This is a genomic window from Hymenobacter sp. BT559 (genome assembly GCF_016427535.1).
GTDB lineage: Bacteria > Bacteroidota > Bacteroidia > Cytophagales > Hymenobacteraceae > Hymenobacter.
This window is the reverse complement of record NZ_JAELXV010000001.1, coordinates 1,013,930-1,028,628: the sequence shown is the minus strand read 5'-3', so window position 1 is coordinate 1,028,628 and position 14,699 is coordinate 1,013,930. Positions and strand designations below refer to the sequence as shown.

Genomic DNA, 14,699 nt, shown 5'->3' with positions numbered 1-14,699 from the left:
GACGAAGCAATCGCACCCGAATGGCTCGTTGGATACTCGTTTTGATGCGATTGCTTCGTCGTTCCTCCTCGCAATGACAACCGATACGTTAGTAATTACTATGAATTCCCGCCCCGACTTCTCTTCCATCGCCTACGACGCGGCCTCTCTCCCACCCGCCGCTAAGCCGGCCGACTACCCTGCCACTGGCCCTGCCGTGTACACGGCCGCCGATGCGGCGCACCTACCGCACCTAGGGTTCGGGGCGGGCATCGCGCCTTATTTGCGTGGGCCGTATGCCAGCATGTACACCGTAAGTCCTTGGACGGTAAGGCAGTACGCGGGCTTTAGCACAGCCGAGGAGTCTAACGCTTTTTACCGGCGCAACCTGGCGGGAGGCCAAAAGGGCCTGAGCGTGGCCTTCGACCTGGCCACGCACCGGGGCTATGACTCGGACCACCCGCGCGTGGTGGGCGACGTGGGCAAGGCCGGCGTGGCCATCGACTCGGTGGAGGATATGAAGATTCTCTTCGACCAGATTCCGCTCGACCAGATGTCGGTGAGTATGACCATGAACGGGGCCGTGCTGCCGGTGCTGGCCTTCTACATCGTGGCGGCCGAGGAGCAGGGCGTGCCGCCCGAAAAGCTCACGGGCACCATTCAGAACGACATTCTGAAGGAGTTTATGGTGCGCAATACCTACATCTATCCGCCCGCGCCGAGCATGCGGCTCATTGCCGACATCTTCGCCTACACGGCCGAGAAGATGCCCAAGTTCAACTCGATTTCTATCTCGGGCTACCACATGCACGAGGCCGGCGCCACCGCCGATATCGAGCTAGCCTACACCCTGGCCGATGGCGTGCAGTACGTACGCGCCGGCCTGGCGGCGGGGCTGAAGATTGACGAGTTTGCGCCGCGCCTGTCCTTTTTCTGGGGCATCGGCATGAACCACTTTCTGGAAATCGCCAAGCTACGCGCCGGTCGCCTGCTGTGGGCCAAGCTCATTCAGCAGTTCAACCCGCAGAGCCCCAAGAGCCTGGCATTGCGCACGCACTGCCAAACTTCGGGCTATTCGCTCACGGCCCAGGACCCCTTCAACAACGTGACGCGCACCACCGTGGAGGCCCTCGCCGCCGCCCTAGGTGGCACCCAGAGCCTGCACACCAACGCCCTCGACGAGGCCCTGGCTTTGCCCACCGACTTCTCGGCCCGCATTGCCCGCAACACGCAGCTCTACCTCCAACACGAAACCGACATTACCAAAGTCGTAGACCCCTGGGGCGGCTCGTACTACGTGGAGAGCCTCACCGCCGACCTCGCCAACCAGGCCTGGGCGCTCATCGAAGAGGTGGAGGCCCTAGGTGGCATGGCTGCTGCCATCGAAACCGGCCTGCCCAAGCTCCGCATCGAGGAGGCCGCCGCCCGCAAGCAGTCGCGCATTGACGCGGGCCAGGAAGTGATAGTAGGCGTGAATAAATACCCCGCGCCGGAGGGCGAAGCCCCGCTGGAAGTGCTGCAAATCGATAACGACGCGGTGCGCGAAAGCCAGGTAGCGCGGCTGCAAAAGATTCGGGCGAAACGGGATGAGGCGGCCGTGCAGGCGGCGCTGGCGGCATTGACCGAGGCGGCAAAAGATAAAACTGGGGCAACTGCCGAAGCTTCCGAGTCAACTCAAAACTTAGGACTAAACACTCACAACTTACTGGCTCTCGCCGTAACGGCCGCCCGCGCCCGCGCTACCCTCGGCGAAATTTCAGACGCGCTCGAAGCTGCCTGGGGCCGCCACCAGGCCACCACGCGCACTATCCAGGGTGTGTACCAGCAGGGCATGGCCGACAACGCCGACTTCGCCCAGGCTCGGCAGGCGGCCCAGGACTTCGCCGCCCGCGAAGGCCGCCGCCCGCGCATGCTCGTCGCCAAAATGGGCCAGGACGGTCATGACCGCGGCGCCAAAATCATCGCCACCAGCTTTGCCGACGTAGGCTTCGATGTGGACCTCGCGCCCCTCTTCCAAACCCCCGCCGAAGTAGCCCGCCAGGCCGTCGATAACGACGTGCACGTGGTGGGCGTGAGCAGCCTCGCCGCCGGCCACAACACGCTGCTGCCTCAGCTCATCCGCGAGCTAGAGCAGGAAGGCCGGCCCGATATTCTGGTTATCGCGGGCGGCGTCATTCCGCCCCAGGACTACCAGTTTCTCTACGACGCGGGCGTGGCCGGCATCTACGGGCCGGGCACCGTGATAGCCAAGGCCGCCTTAGAGATTCTGGAGGAACTGACCTAGGCGCCAGCCATTCTACCCCGCTATAAGTACGCACCGCCCGTGAGGCTCGTCACTAAATTGATGAGCCTCATGGGCGGTGCTTATTTGCTTTAAATGCACTTTTCGTACTGACATTTATTCATCTCTTGTTTAAGTTTCATTCATAGATTTATTCTATTTTTGTAAGCAAGCCAGTTTTAAAGTAATTTATTCGCATTTACCACCATCAAAAAGGGCTTTATTTCTAATTCAAGTGGTAATCCCGACAATACTAAAAAAACAATAATAACTTGTTTAAATACCATTACTATGTCTTACCTATATACCTATCCGCAGTCAGGCAAGATTCTGCGGGCTGTGCGCCGACATGGGCTTTCGCTAGCCTTTTTACTAGGTGGTGTCTCAGTGGTTCAGGCCCAAACGACGACCCCTTTCGCGTGTACAGCCGGCAAATCTTACATCTTGCAGGATGACCCTACGGTTGCCATCGAAGTGAACGTGTCTACGGGAGCTACTACGGCAACATCTGGCCCGGTTGTGAATGCAAGCTCCACCATTAGGAAAGTAAATGCCGTTGGCTATAATCAGAAAGACAACTACATCTGGGGGCTCCTCATCAATGGCAACAGACTGGTGCAAGTCGGCAGTGACTTCAATTCGAATTTATACTCCATAACGGGCCTATCGGGCGAGGGGGTAAATTCGGTAGTGGGCGATGTTAGCCCTGATGGCATCATGTACATCACCCGTGGCGGTTCAACCGCAGGCCGGGCAACCGATAACAGTCGGCAGGCGCTGACGATATACAGCATCGACTTAACGAAGCCCTCTGGCTCGAACCCGACTACCTACGCGGCTACTGCTTTCGGAGTGCTACCTCTCTCCACTTCCTCCGCTCCGATATTTATAAACGACTGGGCCGCGAGCCCCATCGACGGTCACCTCTACGCCATCTATGCCACTATTGCAGCAGTTAACAATGCACCGGCTCTTACACTCTTTCGGATTCTTACCAAAGCAGTAACGGCTACTGATGGCACCACCATGGCCGCCGGCACGCTCCAAACCATAGGTACAGTGGTGCCCGAAACTGCTTCGGGTGCTACCAATACCGTTGCGGCCAGCAACTATGCCTCTTCCTATATGGATGCCTCCGGCAATCTGTTCGTGATATCGAGCGACAACGGCTACACTTATCGCATTAATACTCCTAACAACGCGCCATTTAGCACTACTTCTACCGCCTCTACTGCCAACTTTACGGGCTACTACATCGGTACTGGCCCTAAGGGTGGCAACGCCAACGTAGACGGGGCTCGGTGCGCAGCCTCGGCCATCGCCCCTACGCCCTTGCCCGTCACCCTCGCAGCCTGGGCCGCTACGGCCGCTCCCAACCGCGGCGTGCAACTCGCCTGGACTACCGCCAGCGAGCAGCACAACAGCTTTTTTGAAGTGCAGCACTCGCTCGATGGGTACCTCTTCAAGGCAGTGGGCCAGGTAGCTGGCCACCAGACCACCACGCAAGCCTCGGCCTACTCCTTCGTAGATGCTGCCCCCGGCCCCGAAGCCACGCACTACTACCGCTTGCGCCAAGTGGACCTAACTGGTACCAGCAACTTTAGCCCGGTACGGGTTGTGACCTTGGCAGCTGGCAGCAGCCCCGTGCAGCTCACCGTGGCCCCCAATCCCGCCACACCCGACAACCTGCACGTGCAGGTACAGTACGCGGGCTCCGAAGCCGCCCCCGCCACGCTCACTGTGCACAGCCTGCTCGGCCAAACCCTGCTCGCCCAGCCCGTATTGCTTCAGCCGGGGTCCAATGTGCTCACGCCTATCCTAAAGCTAGCCCCCGGGGCCTACTGGCTTAGCCTGAACGGCGGCGCCTCCCTAGGCCAGCAAGGTGTGCGCGTACTGGTGGGCAACTAGCCCGCCCGAAGTACCTTGCAGGCCCAACCTAGGCCGCGCCAATGGGGTGCGGCTTAGGTTGGGCCTGTTGGTTTTTAGCTAGCCAAGCTTGATTTTCACCTGTTCCCAGTGGTTTCTCCCCAATGAATGCTTCCTCTGCCGCTACCCCGGCCCAATCGCTGCTTGAGCGCCTAGGCCAGCAGCTCAGCACGACCGCCACGGCGCAGGCCGTGTACGGCACCCCCGTCGAGCGCGACGGCATCACGGTCATTCCAGTAGCACGAGCGCGCTACGGTTTTGGCGGTGGTGGAGGTGGCGGCACCGAGGCGGGCGAAGCTGCCGGCTCGGGCCTGGGGGCCGGGGCGGGCGTGTCGCTCACGCCCGTGGGCTACATCGAGCTGCGGGAGGGCCGCAGCCGCTTCCGGCCCATCCGGTCGTCGGTGGTGCCGCTGGTGGCGGTGAGCGGGGCCATTGCGTGGCTACTGCTGCGGAGCGTACCTAGGTTGCTGAAGGACCGCAAGAACTAACATAAAGCGTTGCAACTAAAAAGCTCACTAAACCGGGAGGTCTAGTGAGCTTTTTAGTTGCAACGCTTTTCTTTGAGTACCCGACTTTTCCAGCCCCTAAGTATGCACTTACTCAGCCAACTCCTCATCGGCCTTGTGGCGCTCATTCATTTGTATATCGTGTGGCTGGAAATGTTTGCCTGGGTTTCGCGGGGGCCGAAGGTATTCCGGTCGCTGCCGGCCGAGCTGTTTCCAGCTACCAAGACGCTGGCCGGCAACCAAGGACTGTACAATGGCTTTCTGGTGGCGGGGCTGGTGTGGGCGCTGCTCATCACCGACCCGCAGTGGCACCGCAGCGTAGGCACGTTCTTTTTGGGGTGCGTGGCGGTGGCGGGGCTCTATGGGGCAGCCACGGCGGGCGGGCGCATTTTGCTAGTACAAACGCTACCCGCCGCGCTGGCCCTGGCGGCGCTGTGGCTGGCCTAGGTTGGCCCGGCGGGCAGCCAGCAAAATCAAAACCGACCCACCTTCGGTTTAGGACTGGACTATCTTTTCCTAAATCTGAAGTTCATGGACCTCCAAATTGCAAATAAAACTGCCCTCGTCACGGGCTCTACGGCTGGCATCGGGCTGGCCATCGCGCAGCGGCTGGCCGCCGAGGGCGCACACGTCATCATTACTGGACGCACCGAGGCGCGCATCCAGGAAGCCCAGGCGGCCATCGTGGCCCAGACGCCGGGGGCCAGTGTGCGCGGCGTGGCGGTAGATTTTGGCGACGCGGCGCAGGTCGATAACCTGCTGCGCGAGGTACCTAGGGTTGATATTTTGGTCAATAACGTGGGCATCTTCGAGCCTAAGCCGTTTGCTGAAATTACGGATGCCGACTGGCTGCGCTTCTTCGAAGTGAACGTGCTGAGCGGGGTGCGGCTCTCGCGTCAGTATTTCCCGCTGATGCTAGAGGCCGACTGGGGTCGCATCCTCTTTATTTCGAGCGAATCAGGTTTACAGATTCCGGCTGAAATGGTGCACTACGGCACCACCAAAACTGCTCAGCTGGCCGTAGCGCGCGGCCTGGCCGAGCTCACCAAGGGCACCGGCGTCACCGTGAATTCGGTGCTGCCCGGCCCCACGGCCTCGGAGGGCGTGGAGGAATTTCTAAAAAAGCTGGCCGGCGAAGGCAAAACCCGCGAAGAAGCCGAGCACGAGTTTTTCCGCGATGCGCGGCCATCGTCGCTGCTGCAGCGCTTCATCACCACTGATGAGATTGCCAGCATGGTAGCCTACCTCAGCAGCCCGCTGGCGGCGGCCACCAACGGCGCCTCGGTACGCGTAGATGGCGGCGTGGTGCGGGCGATTTAAGTTAGTAGTTATAAAAAAGGCCGTCCTACTGACATAGGACGGCCTTTTTAGTTTGTCTTAATCGAGTTACTCGTCCTCGCTTCCACCTAGGAGCTTCCAGGCTTCTTCGTTGCCTTGCTGGCCGGCTAGGTGCAGGGCAGTGAGGCCACGCACGTCGCGCAGGGTAGCATCGGCGCCGGCTTCGAGGAGAATCTTTACTAACTCATTGCGGCCGAAGAGGGTGGCAAACATGAGGGCCGTGCCGCCGTTGCCGTTGGTGAGGTCGAGGGCCGCGCCGCGCTCAATGAGCAGGCGGGCAATGTCGGCATAACCCTTGAAGGCCACACCCATCAGGGCCGAGTTTCCGCTGGCATCTTGCAGGTTGAGGTCGGCGCCGCGGTCGATGAGCAAGCGGGCGGCGTCGATGTGGTTGTCGTAGGTAGCTAGAATGAGGGCCGAGTGGCCCTTGCCGTTTTGGGCGTTGATGTCCAGCTGGGGGTCTTGGAGCAGCTGCTCGATGTCGGCTACATCGCCGCGGCGGGCGGCATCGTAGAGCAAGTCGATGGGTTGGGTGGAAGTGAAAGCCATGGTGTCTTTTATAAGTTAAGCTCGCCTACGACAACCTAGGGGGTTGGGATGTTTGCGAGTAGTAGTGCGGATTTCTAATTGGCGGGTATCAAACTGGTTGCACCTGCAGGCTCAAAGCTCGTGCTACTGCCTATTGCAAATCGAGGCAGTGTATAGTGCGTTGCCAAGCAGGCAGATGGCTTTTTAAAGCTAGTTACCCGCTCAAAATTTTCGAGGCTTGCCCGAAAGGCCTAAGTATTTCTACTGATAAAAATAGCGTATTAGTCAGGAGTGAAAACCAGTATCTACTGCCTAGGTTAGCTGCGGCGGAGGGGCGAGGTTTGCCAATCCGTTTCACATGTTTTCTTTTATGCTTATCAATTCGCTTCCAGATACGGATGGCAGCCGGTGTACTCTCACGTTTGAAGAATCTGATAAATGGCTGCGCGCAACTTGGCGCGGCTTTATAGACTCGGAAGAGGCCCTGCGCGGAGCCGACAATTATTTACAGCAACTCGCTGGTATTCATTGCCCCTACCTACTCAACGATAATACCGACCTGCGCGGCCCCTGGTTCGACTCGCTCGATTGGCTCATGCGCATTTGGGCGCCGCGGGCTGCGCACATGGGCTTGCGCTACGTGGCGCATGTGGTGCAGGCCGACACAAAGCACGACACCATCACGAACACTCCGCTCACCCCTGCTACCTGCTTATTCGAGCTACAGTTCTTCGACAACGTGCCCGAAGCCGAGGAGTGGCTGCGCCTTTGCCAAGCTAGGTTTCCGGCTACTATTCGGTAGGCAGCCGGGGCTGGCCCTACCCTAACAGCCGCTGCAGACGGCGGCCCAGGCCCGGCAGCTGCGCCAGGCGCGCCCCTAGGTTGAGAAGCCACGGCCGGGTGCCCAACAGCCGCATGAGGCGGTAGTTGCGGGCCAGCACTGGCCCGAGATGGCGCTGCACTTCGGCGTCGTAGGCTTGCATAAAACCCGCGCTGAAGTCATCCTGGGCCATGCATCGACGGGCCTGCGCGGCGGCCATGATGCCGCTGCGCACGGCCATGTCGATGCCGTGGCCCTGCAAGGGGTCGATGAGCGAGGCTGCATCGCCGCACAGCATAAAGCGCGCCCCGCTGCACGGGCGCTGCCGCCCGCCGCCCATGGGCAGCCCAAAGCCTAGCACCGGACCCAGCTGCCGCGCCTCTTTGAAGCGGCCGGCCAGCTCGGGGTGCGTTTGCACGGTATCGAGCAGCAGCTGCTTGAGGTCGACCTTGTGCTTAGCCACGAGTTCAGAAAGCATACCTAGGCCCACGTTGTAGCGCCCCGCCCCCACCGGAAACAGCCAGCAGTAGCCGGCCAGGTAGTTTTGGCTGAAGAAAAACTCGGTGGTGCCCGACTCAGTACCGGCCACGTTCTCGAAGTACGCCCGTACGCCCGCGCTATGGTGCGCGCGCGCCAGGCGCGGCTCGGGCAGCAGGCGGCGGCCCACCGCCGAGTTGGCGCCATCGCAGCCAATAACCAGGCTGGCGGTGAGCTCGGTGCCATCGGCCAAGTGTAGCTGCACATGGCTAGGCTCGATTTCCAGCGTTTTTAGGGTCGCGCTTTCCCGTATTTCGGTATCCGTAAACTGGCGCACTAGCGCAAACAGCGCGGCGTCGAAGTCAAGACGCGGGCTGTTGAAGGTGCGCAGATTCCAGTGCATGTAGAAGCTCGCGCCACTGGGCGCCACGATGCGGCTGCGGCGCACGTCGTCGCGCGGCTCTAGCTGCCACAGGGCCTCGACATAAGCTGGGTCGAGCTGGCGCAATGCTTTCAGCGCGTGGCCCGGCACGGCATCACCGCAAATTTTATCGCGTGGGAAAGTGGCCTTGTCGAGCAGCAGCACCCGCAGGCCGCTGCCGCGCAATGCCAGCGCGCAGGCCGTGCCCGCCGGCCCGGCCCCTACTATGGCAATGTCGTAGTCTACTTCGGTTGGCACGCGGTAAAGGTAGCGGCCACCTAGGGCTAGTACGCACAAAAGCGCCTCCCCCGGTCGAGGAAGGCGCTTTCTACTAGCGGCTAAGCTACTTGCGTTAGCTTAGTTATCCGTCACAGCCACACCCGAATCGTGGCCGTGGTGCACAGGTACGCCAGCATCTTTGAGGCCATCGCGCGAACGGCTCGAAATGAGTGCAATCGTAGCGGCCAGGCCGGTAGCGGCAGCCAGGCCGGCCAGCACCGGGTGCAGCGTAGCGCGGGTATACAGGCTGGTTTCCATGACGTGGCCGGGGTTGCTGCCGCGCACTTTGGCGTGGGGGCCGTTGGGGCGGTGCAGCGAGCCAGCGGGGTCTACAGCGCGAGTGGCCTCCTGCTTTTGCTGCGCCACGCCGGTTTTGGCTTCTACCCAGTCCATCACGCCGGGGGCGTACTTGTTGGTAGTGCTCATGAGCTTGCCACCGCCGCCCACGTAGATGTCACGCACCGGGTGCGTGGCGGCATGCAAGATGGCCTTAGCTACTTCCTCGGGCGCGTACACGGGCTGGGGCAGCTTGGGCTTCTCGGGCAAGTAGTTGCGGGCGTGCTCGGGGAAAGGCGTATCAATGGCCGCCGGCTTGATGAGCGTCACGGACACAGGCGCTTTCTCGTCGGCCAGCTCGATGCGTAGGGCATCGGTAAAGCCTTTCACGGCGTGCTTGCTGGAGGCGTACATGCCCTGGATAGGCACGGCCACGTCGCTCACCACGCTACCTAGGTTGATAAGAGCACCGCCGTGTTTCTTAAAGTGCTTGATGGCTTCGAGCGAGCCATTCACGATGCCCCAGAAGTTGGTCTCGTACAGCTTTTTGAAATCTTCGAGCTTGCCTTGCTCTAGCTTGCCCCACATGCCTACGCCGGCATTATTGACCCACGTATCGAGGGCGCCGAAGTTGGAGTGAGCAGCTTCGTGGATGCGGTGCACGGCGGCGGGGTCGGCTACGTCGGCGGCCACCACGGCCACGCGGCTGCCTAGTTGGCGGGCCACGGTATCTAGGTCGGCCTGCGAACGGGCGGCAAGCACCAGGCGAGCCCCTGCTTTGTGGGCGGCCTTGGCCGTAGCCAAGCCAATACCGCTGGTAGCGCCAGTAATTACAATAACTTGTTGGTCGAGGGGCTTGAGTTTGATAGCCATTGGGAGAGAGCAGAGATATAGAGTGAACGTAGGCCCGAGGGGCGTGCTAACTGTACGGGTCCGCGCCTCAAATGGATAGGTTAAGGTTGGGTAGCTACGAGCTAAGCTTTCAGAAATACCCTGGCCCCCGCTCGCAACTAGCGGACGCAGAGGCCCGCCCTGCGCCCTACCTTTGAGTATCTATTAACGACGAATGACGGATTCTTTTTCTATAAAAACCCTGGCCTTGCTGGGCTCCACGGGCTCTATCGGCACGCAGGCGCTAGAGGTAGTGCGCGAACAGCGCGGCCGCTTTCGGGTGGCGGTGCTCACGGCCGGGCGGCAATGGGAGCTGCTAGTAGCCCAGGCCCGCGAGTTTCGGCCCGCTGCCGTGGTCATCGGCGACGAGCATTACCAGCAAACCAAAGCGGCCCTAGCCGACCAGCCCGAAACCGAAGTGCTAGCCGGCGATGCAGCCCTCACCGAAGTAGTGCAGCGCCCCGATATCGACGTGGTGCTCACAGCGCTAGTAGGCTACGCTGGTCTGCCGCCCACGGTGGCCGCCATCCGGGCTGGCAAAGACATTGCCCTAGCTAATAAGGAAACGCTAGTAGTAGCTGGCGAGCTGATAACCAGCCTCGTGCAGCAGTACGGCGTAAAGTTGCTGCCCGTCGACTCGGAGCACTCGGCCATTTTCCAGTGCCTAGTGGGCGAAGCGCAGAACCCCATCGAGAAGGTCATTCTGACGGCGTCAGGGGGACCTTTCCGAGGTCGCTCATCCCAAGAATTGACCCACATTACCAAAGCCCAGGCCCTAAAGCACCCCAATTGGACGATGGGCGCCAAAATTACCATCGATTCGGCCACGCTCATGAACAAGGGGCTGGAAGTGATTGAGGCCAAGTGGCTGTTTGACCTTGCCAATGAGCAAGTTGACGTGGTGGTGCACCCGCAGAGCATTGTGCACTCGCTGGTACAGTTTGAGGACGGCTCGTTGAAGGCGCAGCTCGGCCTGCCCGACATGAAGCTGCCCATTCAGTATGCCCTAGGGTACCCCCAGCGGCTGCGCAATGACTTTCCGAGGTTCTCGTTTTTGCAGTACCCCACGCTTACCTTCGAGGCGCCCGACCTATGCACCTTCCGACATTTGTCGCTGGCCTACAGCGCCATGCAGCGCGGCGGCAGCGCGGCGTGCGTGCTCAACGCCGCCAACGAAGTAGCCGTGGCCGCATTTTTGCACGACCGTGTAAGCTTCCTAGGTATGGCCGACGTGGTGGCTGAGTGCCTAGGCCGGGTGCCGTATCTTGCGGCCCCAACCCTGGCCGACTACGCTGCTACCGACGCCGAAGCGCGGCGTGTAGCAACTAGTTTGTTGTAAAAAATCGTTGTCATGCTGATGAAGGAAGCATCTTATCGCGGCTTCTTTTGTCAGAATACTACTACCCCCGAGCGCTGCGAGCGAGATAAGATGCTTCACAGACTCCGCATGACAGTTAGTTTAACTACTTCCCTCCTTTGGAAATTCTCGTTATGATTGGCCAGCTGGTGCTGGGCCTTTCGCTGCTAGTGGGCTTGCACGAGTTCGGGCACTTTGCCTTCGCCAAGCTTTTCAAGATTAAAGTCACTAAGTTTTACATCTTTTTCGACTTTCTGTTTCCGCTGCCCAATGTGCTTAACTTCAGCTTGCTGAAGAAGAAAGTGGGTGAAACCGAGTACGGCATTGGCTGGTTTCCGCTGGGGGGCTACGTGGCCATTCACGGCATGGTCGATGAAACGCAGGACGCCGACGCCCTGGCCGGCCCGCCGCAGCCCGATGAATTCCGGGCCAAGCCGGCCTGGCAGCGCCTGCTGGTGATGCTGGGCGGCATTATTATGAACATTATCACGGGTATCGTCATTTTTACGCTACTCACTTACAAAACGGGCGAAGAATACTTACCTGCCTCGCAGGCCAAATTTGGCATAGTGACCAACGGCCTGGGTCGCAGCCTGGGATTTCGAACTGGTGACCAGGTCGTTAAGATTAACGGTCGACCGTTTAACGAGTTTAGTGATATTTACGACCCCAACGTGCTCATCAGCACTGACACCTATTATACGGTGGAGCGCAATGGGGAGCTTATCGACCTGCCTAAGCTACCCAAAACCTTCTTCAACGCCTACACTAAGCAGATGGCGGATGACAGTATTTTTATTTCCCCTCGCCAGCCTTTTACCGTTAAGGAATTGGTACCAGGCAAGCCAGCAGTCAAAGCCGGAATTAAAGCCGGCGACCGCATCACCCAAATTGGGAGTACGCCCATCCGGTTTTTCGACGAATTGCAGAGCACAGTCGCTCAGCACAAAGGGCAAACCCTACCTTTTACCATTAATCGCAACGGCCAGTCGCTAACCCTACCTGTAGCAGTAAACGAGGCAGGCAAAATTGGCCTTGGGCCGAAAAGTGAGCTTAAGCTAGACCGCCACTTTTATAGCTTACCACAGTCCGTGCCGCGTGGCACCGAAAAGGCCTTTGGCGTTATTACGCTGCAGGCTAAGGCTTTCACCAAAATGGCGCGTCGCGAGATGTCAATTGGCGATAACCTGGGCGGGCCAGTAGAGATAGCCCAGCAATTTGGCGGCGATACCACCCGGCCCGATTTCTGGACGCACTTCTGGACGCTGGTTGGGATGCTAAGCATGGTACTGGCCTTCATGAACCTACTGCCCATTCCGGCGCTTGATGGTGGCCATGTCTTGTTTCTGCTATACGAAATGATTTTGCGTCGCAAGCCCTCTGATAAGTTTCTAGAGAATGCTCAGCGCGTAGGTACATTATTGATTTTGGCGCTGATGTTCTACGTAATCATTGTAAAACAAGTCGCTAAGCTTTTCTAAGCTATCGGCTTCTTTATCCAGGAGCGCGATTCTTAGGGAGTCGCGCTCCTTTTTTGTTTATGCGTCGTTTTGCTTTTCTCTTGCTGCTGGTGCCGCTGCTGGCACTGGCCCGCCACACCTACCACTCCAGCATTCTGGAGCTGCGCATCAATCCGCAGCAGCAGCAGGTAGAGCTGGCGCTTAAAGTCTTTACCGACGACCTCGAAAATGCGCTCTCCAAGGGCCGCCCGCAGCACCTCACGCTGCAAGACCCGCGCATTGTGCCCTTGGCCGATGCGTACTTGCGCAGCCACCTCGAGCTAGCTTTGCCCTACACCTCTAGCCGCCAGCCACGCCTGCCGCTCACGCTCCAGTTTTTGGGCATGCAGCCCGAAAAGGATGCTTATTGGCTCTATGCCAAGGCTAAGCTGCCCCGCGCCGCCACGGCTGTGTGGCTGCGCAATACGGTGCTACTCGACTTTTTTTCAGACCAGATGAACATTGTGAATGCGGAAAGCAACGATAAGAAAGTTAGCGAACTGTACCGCGCGGGCCACGATCAGGCCGTACTCACGCTGAAATAGTAGCGCCGGCCCGGCCTTAGCCTGGGTGCGTAGCGGCGGTTAGCCACTCGCAAAACGGACCTAGGGCCCGCAGCGCCGCCAAGATGTGCGCGCGAAATTCTTCCGCCCCCAGGCGGCGCACCTCGGCATCGGGCAGCTCGTGACTGAGCAAGAAGCTTTTGTGTCGCAGCCACGCCGCGTCGGGGTGGGTGGCCTCGTAGCCGGGCGGCATCTTCTTGAGTTGCTCGCCCCCTAGGCCCTGCGGAAAAAACTGGCGCGCAGTGGGCGTGGCCAGCAGTTCGTGCAAGTCGGCGGCTTGGTAATCTATTTCCTGGCGCACGGCCACGAGCTGCTCTTTGGTAGGCTCGTAGAGGCCGCCCGCCACCAGCGTCTGGCCATTGGGCCCGATTTGGACGTAGCGGCCGGCGGTGTCGCCGTGCTTGCCGCCCGCCGCAAAATAGGCCGAGAAGTGTGTCTTGTAGGGCACCTTCACTTTGGAAAACCGCACGTCGCGGTAGATGCGCAAGATGCACTTGCGGGCGTCGAGGCCGGCCAGGGCGGGCTCGTCTTGGGTTAGCTCGCGCAGCCAGTAAGCCACGTCGGCTTCGAAAGCGGCGCGCAGTTGGTCGTAGGTGGTTTTGTGGGTCTGAAACCACTCGCGCTCGTTGTGGCGCGCGAGGTCTTGGAGAAAATTAAGGAGAGCAGCAGGATTCATAAAAAAAAATTGGCCGAGGCCTGAGCAAGTGCATACGTGCCAGCCATGACCTAGGGCGTTAAACTGGCCTCTAAGCCTATACCATTGCCCGTACTTTTATCGTTGCTAAAGCACTCATAGCTCACCTCTTTTACACGTCAAGCTTGCGCTTTCTTTTACTGCTCCTACTTGGCTTGCTAGCGCAGCCCGCCGCTTCTCAAACGCCGGCCATCTTCCCCACTTTCTGGCAGCAGCAGTTGGCCTACGCCCGCGTACGAGCCGCCCATGCTAGGTGCTGGCCGGCGCTAGTGGCCCGCCTGCAAACGCAGCACCTCGACCCAACTCGGCTGGAAGTCTTTTTCCGCCTCATCAAAACCAGCCGTCAGCTCGAAGTGTGGGCACGCAACCAAGGCGACACTGTCTTTCAACCACTAGGGCACTACCCGCTGGCAGCCACCTCGGGCACCCTAGGGCCCAAGCGCCACGCCGGCGATGGGCAGGTGCCCGAAGGCTGCTACCACCTCGACCGCTTCAACCCGCTCAGCGCGTTCCACCTATCCCTAGGTCTCGACTACCCCAGCGCGGCCGATGTGCTGGCCACTGGCCTAGCAGACCCTGGCGGCGATATTTTCATTCACGGCTCCAATGTCACCGATGGCTGCCTGCCGCTCACCAACGCGCTGGTAGAGGAAGTGTACCTGCTAGCCGTGGCGGCGCGAGCGGCCGGGCAGGCCAGTATCGAGGTTCATATTTTTCCGTTTCCGCTCACCGAAACAGAATTGGCGCGCCGGGCAGCCAGCCCGCACGCGGCCTTTTGGCGAGAGCTGGCCCCAGCGTATACCTACTTTGAGCAGCACCGGGTGCCGGGTATAGCTCGGCCATGATACTTTATTATCCGTAGTT

General features: G+C 59.8%; 14 protein-coding genes. 10 read left to right on the top strand and 4 right to left on the bottom strand.

What is annotated here, in order from left to right; translation table 11 throughout:
* Window positions 1-100 precede the first annotated feature (100 nt).
* The 5 genes from scpA to JAO77_RS04235 all read left to right on the top strand — a co-directional run bounded on the left by scpA (window position 101) and on the right by JAO77_RS04235 (window position 6,012).
* The gene (gene scpA / locus JAO77_RS04255) at window positions 101-2,263 is read left to right on the top strand and encodes a methylmalonyl-CoA mutase (RefSeq protein WP_198989052.1); all 2,163 of its coding nucleotides are present in this window, start codon (window positions 101-103) and stop codon (window positions 2,261-2,263) included.
* Window positions 2,264-2,551: 288 nt separating this feature from the next.
* Entirely contained in the window at window positions 2,552-4,168 is a 1,617-nt protein-coding gene (locus tag JAO77_RS04250) for a hypothetical protein (RefSeq protein ID WP_198989051.1), read from the top strand.
* A 122-nt stretch (window positions 4,169-4,290) separates the two neighbouring features.
* A complete protein-coding gene (locus tag JAO77_RS04245) occupies window positions 4,291-4,674 on the top strand; it encodes a spore germination protein GerW family protein (RefSeq protein WP_198989050.1) in 384 nt (127 codons plus the stop codon).
* 102 nt (window positions 4,675-4,776) lie between these two features.
* Window positions 4,777-5,139 (top strand): DUF1304 domain-containing protein, encoded by a 363-nt coding sequence (locus tag JAO77_RS04240; RefSeq protein WP_198989049.1) that lies wholly within the window; start codon window positions 4,777-4,779, stop codon window positions 5,137-5,139.
* An 84-nt stretch (window positions 5,140-5,223) separates the two neighbouring features.
* Window positions 5,224-6,012: an SDR family NAD(P)-dependent oxidoreductase gene (locus JAO77_RS04235; RefSeq protein ID WP_198989048.1), complete on the top strand. Its 789-nt coding sequence runs from the start codon at window positions 5,224-5,226 to the stop codon at window positions 6,010-6,012.
* Between the two features lie 66 nt (window positions 6,013-6,078).
* Here JAO77_RS04235 and JAO77_RS04230 read toward each other — a convergent pair whose 3' ends face one another.
* On the bottom strand, window positions 6,079-6,579 hold the full coding sequence (locus JAO77_RS04230; protein ID WP_198989047.1) for an ankyrin repeat domain-containing protein: 501 nt from the start codon (window positions 6,577-6,579) through the stop codon (window positions 6,079-6,081).
* 349 nt (window positions 6,580-6,928) lie between these two features.
* On the opposite strand from JAO77_RS04230, the gene JAO77_RS04225 reads away from it, so the two are divergent.
* A complete protein-coding gene (locus JAO77_RS04225) occupies window positions 6,929-7,360 on the top strand; it encodes a hypothetical protein (RefSeq protein ID WP_198989046.1) in 432 nt (143 codons plus the stop codon).
* A 16-nt stretch (window positions 7,361-7,376) separates the two neighbouring features.
* On the opposite strand, the gene JAO77_RS04220 is transcribed toward JAO77_RS04225, so the two are convergent.
* Together JAO77_RS04220 and JAO77_RS04215 are read right to left on the bottom strand one after the other, a co-directional pair.
* A complete protein-coding gene (locus JAO77_RS04220; RefSeq protein WP_198989045.1) occupies window positions 7,377-8,534 on the bottom strand; it encodes an NAD(P)/FAD-dependent oxidoreductase in 1,158 nt (385 codons plus the stop codon).
* 99 nt (window positions 8,535-8,633) lie between these two features.
* Window positions 8,634-9,704 (bottom strand): SDR family oxidoreductase, encoded by a 1,071-nt coding sequence (locus JAO77_RS04215; protein WP_198989044.1) that lies wholly within the window; start codon window positions 9,702-9,704, stop codon window positions 8,634-8,636.
* Between the two features lie 193 nt (window positions 9,705-9,897).
* Here JAO77_RS04215 and JAO77_RS04210 point away from each other — a divergent pair, with 193 nt between their 5' ends.
* From JAO77_RS04210 to JAO77_RS04200, 3 genes are all read left to right on the top strand, one after another.
* Entirely contained in the window at window positions 9,898-11,061 is a 1,164-nt protein-coding gene (locus JAO77_RS04210) for a 1-deoxy-D-xylulose-5-phosphate reductoisomerase (protein ID WP_198989043.1), read from the top strand.
* Window positions 11,062-11,198: 137 nt separating this feature from the next.
* A complete protein-coding gene (rseP, locus tag JAO77_RS04205; protein ID WP_198989042.1) occupies window positions 11,199-12,560 on the top strand; it encodes an RIP metalloprotease RseP in 1,362 nt (453 codons plus the stop codon).
* A 59-nt stretch (window positions 12,561-12,619) separates the two neighbouring features.
* Window positions 12,620-13,123, top strand: coding sequence for a DUF6702 family protein (locus JAO77_RS04200; RefSeq protein ID WP_198989041.1), 504 nt, complete (start codon window positions 12,620-12,622; stop codon window positions 13,121-13,123).
* Between the two features lie 16 nt (window positions 13,124-13,139).
* Here the strand turns inward: JAO77_RS04200 and JAO77_RS04195 are convergent, their stop codons facing one another.
* Entirely contained in the window at window positions 13,140-13,817 is a 678-nt protein-coding gene (locus JAO77_RS04195) for a DUF2461 domain-containing protein (RefSeq protein ID WP_198989040.1), read from the bottom strand.
* Window positions 13,818-13,960: 143 nt separating this feature from the next.
* Between JAO77_RS04195 and JAO77_RS04190 the strand changes: the two genes are divergently transcribed.
* Window positions 13,961-14,680, top strand: a complete 720-nt coding sequence (locus JAO77_RS04190) for a L,D-transpeptidase family protein (RefSeq protein ID WP_198989039.1) — start codon at window positions 13,961-13,963, stop codon at window positions 14,678-14,680.
* The last annotated feature ends 19 nt before the right edge of the window (window positions 14,681-14,699 follow it).

Bases quoted from the DNA above. Each gene is read 5' to 3' on its own strand.
- scpA (WP_198989052.1), top strand. From the start codon at position 101: ATGAATTCCCGCCCCGACTTCTCTTCCATCGCCTACGACGCGGCCTCT.
- JAO77_RS04250 (WP_198989051.1), top strand. From the start codon at position 2,552: ATGTCTTACCTATATACCTATCCGCAGTCAGGCAAGATTCTGCGGGCT.
- JAO77_RS04245 (WP_198989050.1), top strand. From the start codon at position 4,291: ATGAATGCTTCCTCTGCCGCTACCCCGGCCCAATCGCTGCTTGAGCGC.
- JAO77_RS04240 (WP_198989049.1), top strand. From the start codon at position 4,777: ATGCACTTACTCAGCCAACTCCTCATCGGCCTTGTGGCGCTCATTCAT.
- JAO77_RS04235 (WP_198989048.1), top strand. From the start codon at position 5,224: ATGGACCTCCAAATTGCAAATAAAACTGCCCTCGTCACGGGCTCTACG.
- JAO77_RS04230 (WP_198989047.1), bottom strand. From the start codon at position 6,579: ATGGCTTTCACTTCCACCCAACCCATCGACTTGCTCTACGATGCCGCC.
- JAO77_RS04225 (WP_198989046.1), top strand. From the start codon at position 6,929: ATGCTTATCAATTCGCTTCCAGATACGGATGGCAGCCGGTGTACTCTC.
- JAO77_RS04215 (WP_198989044.1), bottom strand. From the start codon at position 9,704: ATGGCTATCAAACTCAAGCCCCTCGACCAACAAGTTATTGTAATTACT.
- JAO77_RS04210 (WP_198989043.1), top strand. From the start codon at position 9,898: ATGACGGATTCTTTTTCTATAAAAACCCTGGCCTTGCTGGGCTCCACG.
- JAO77_RS04200 (WP_198989041.1), top strand. From the start codon at position 12,620: ATGCGTCGTTTTGCTTTTCTCTTGCTGCTGGTGCCGCTGCTGGCACTG.
- JAO77_RS04195 (WP_198989040.1), bottom strand. From the start codon at position 13,817: ATGAATCCTGCTGCTCTCCTTAATTTTCTCCAAGACCTCGCGCGCCAC.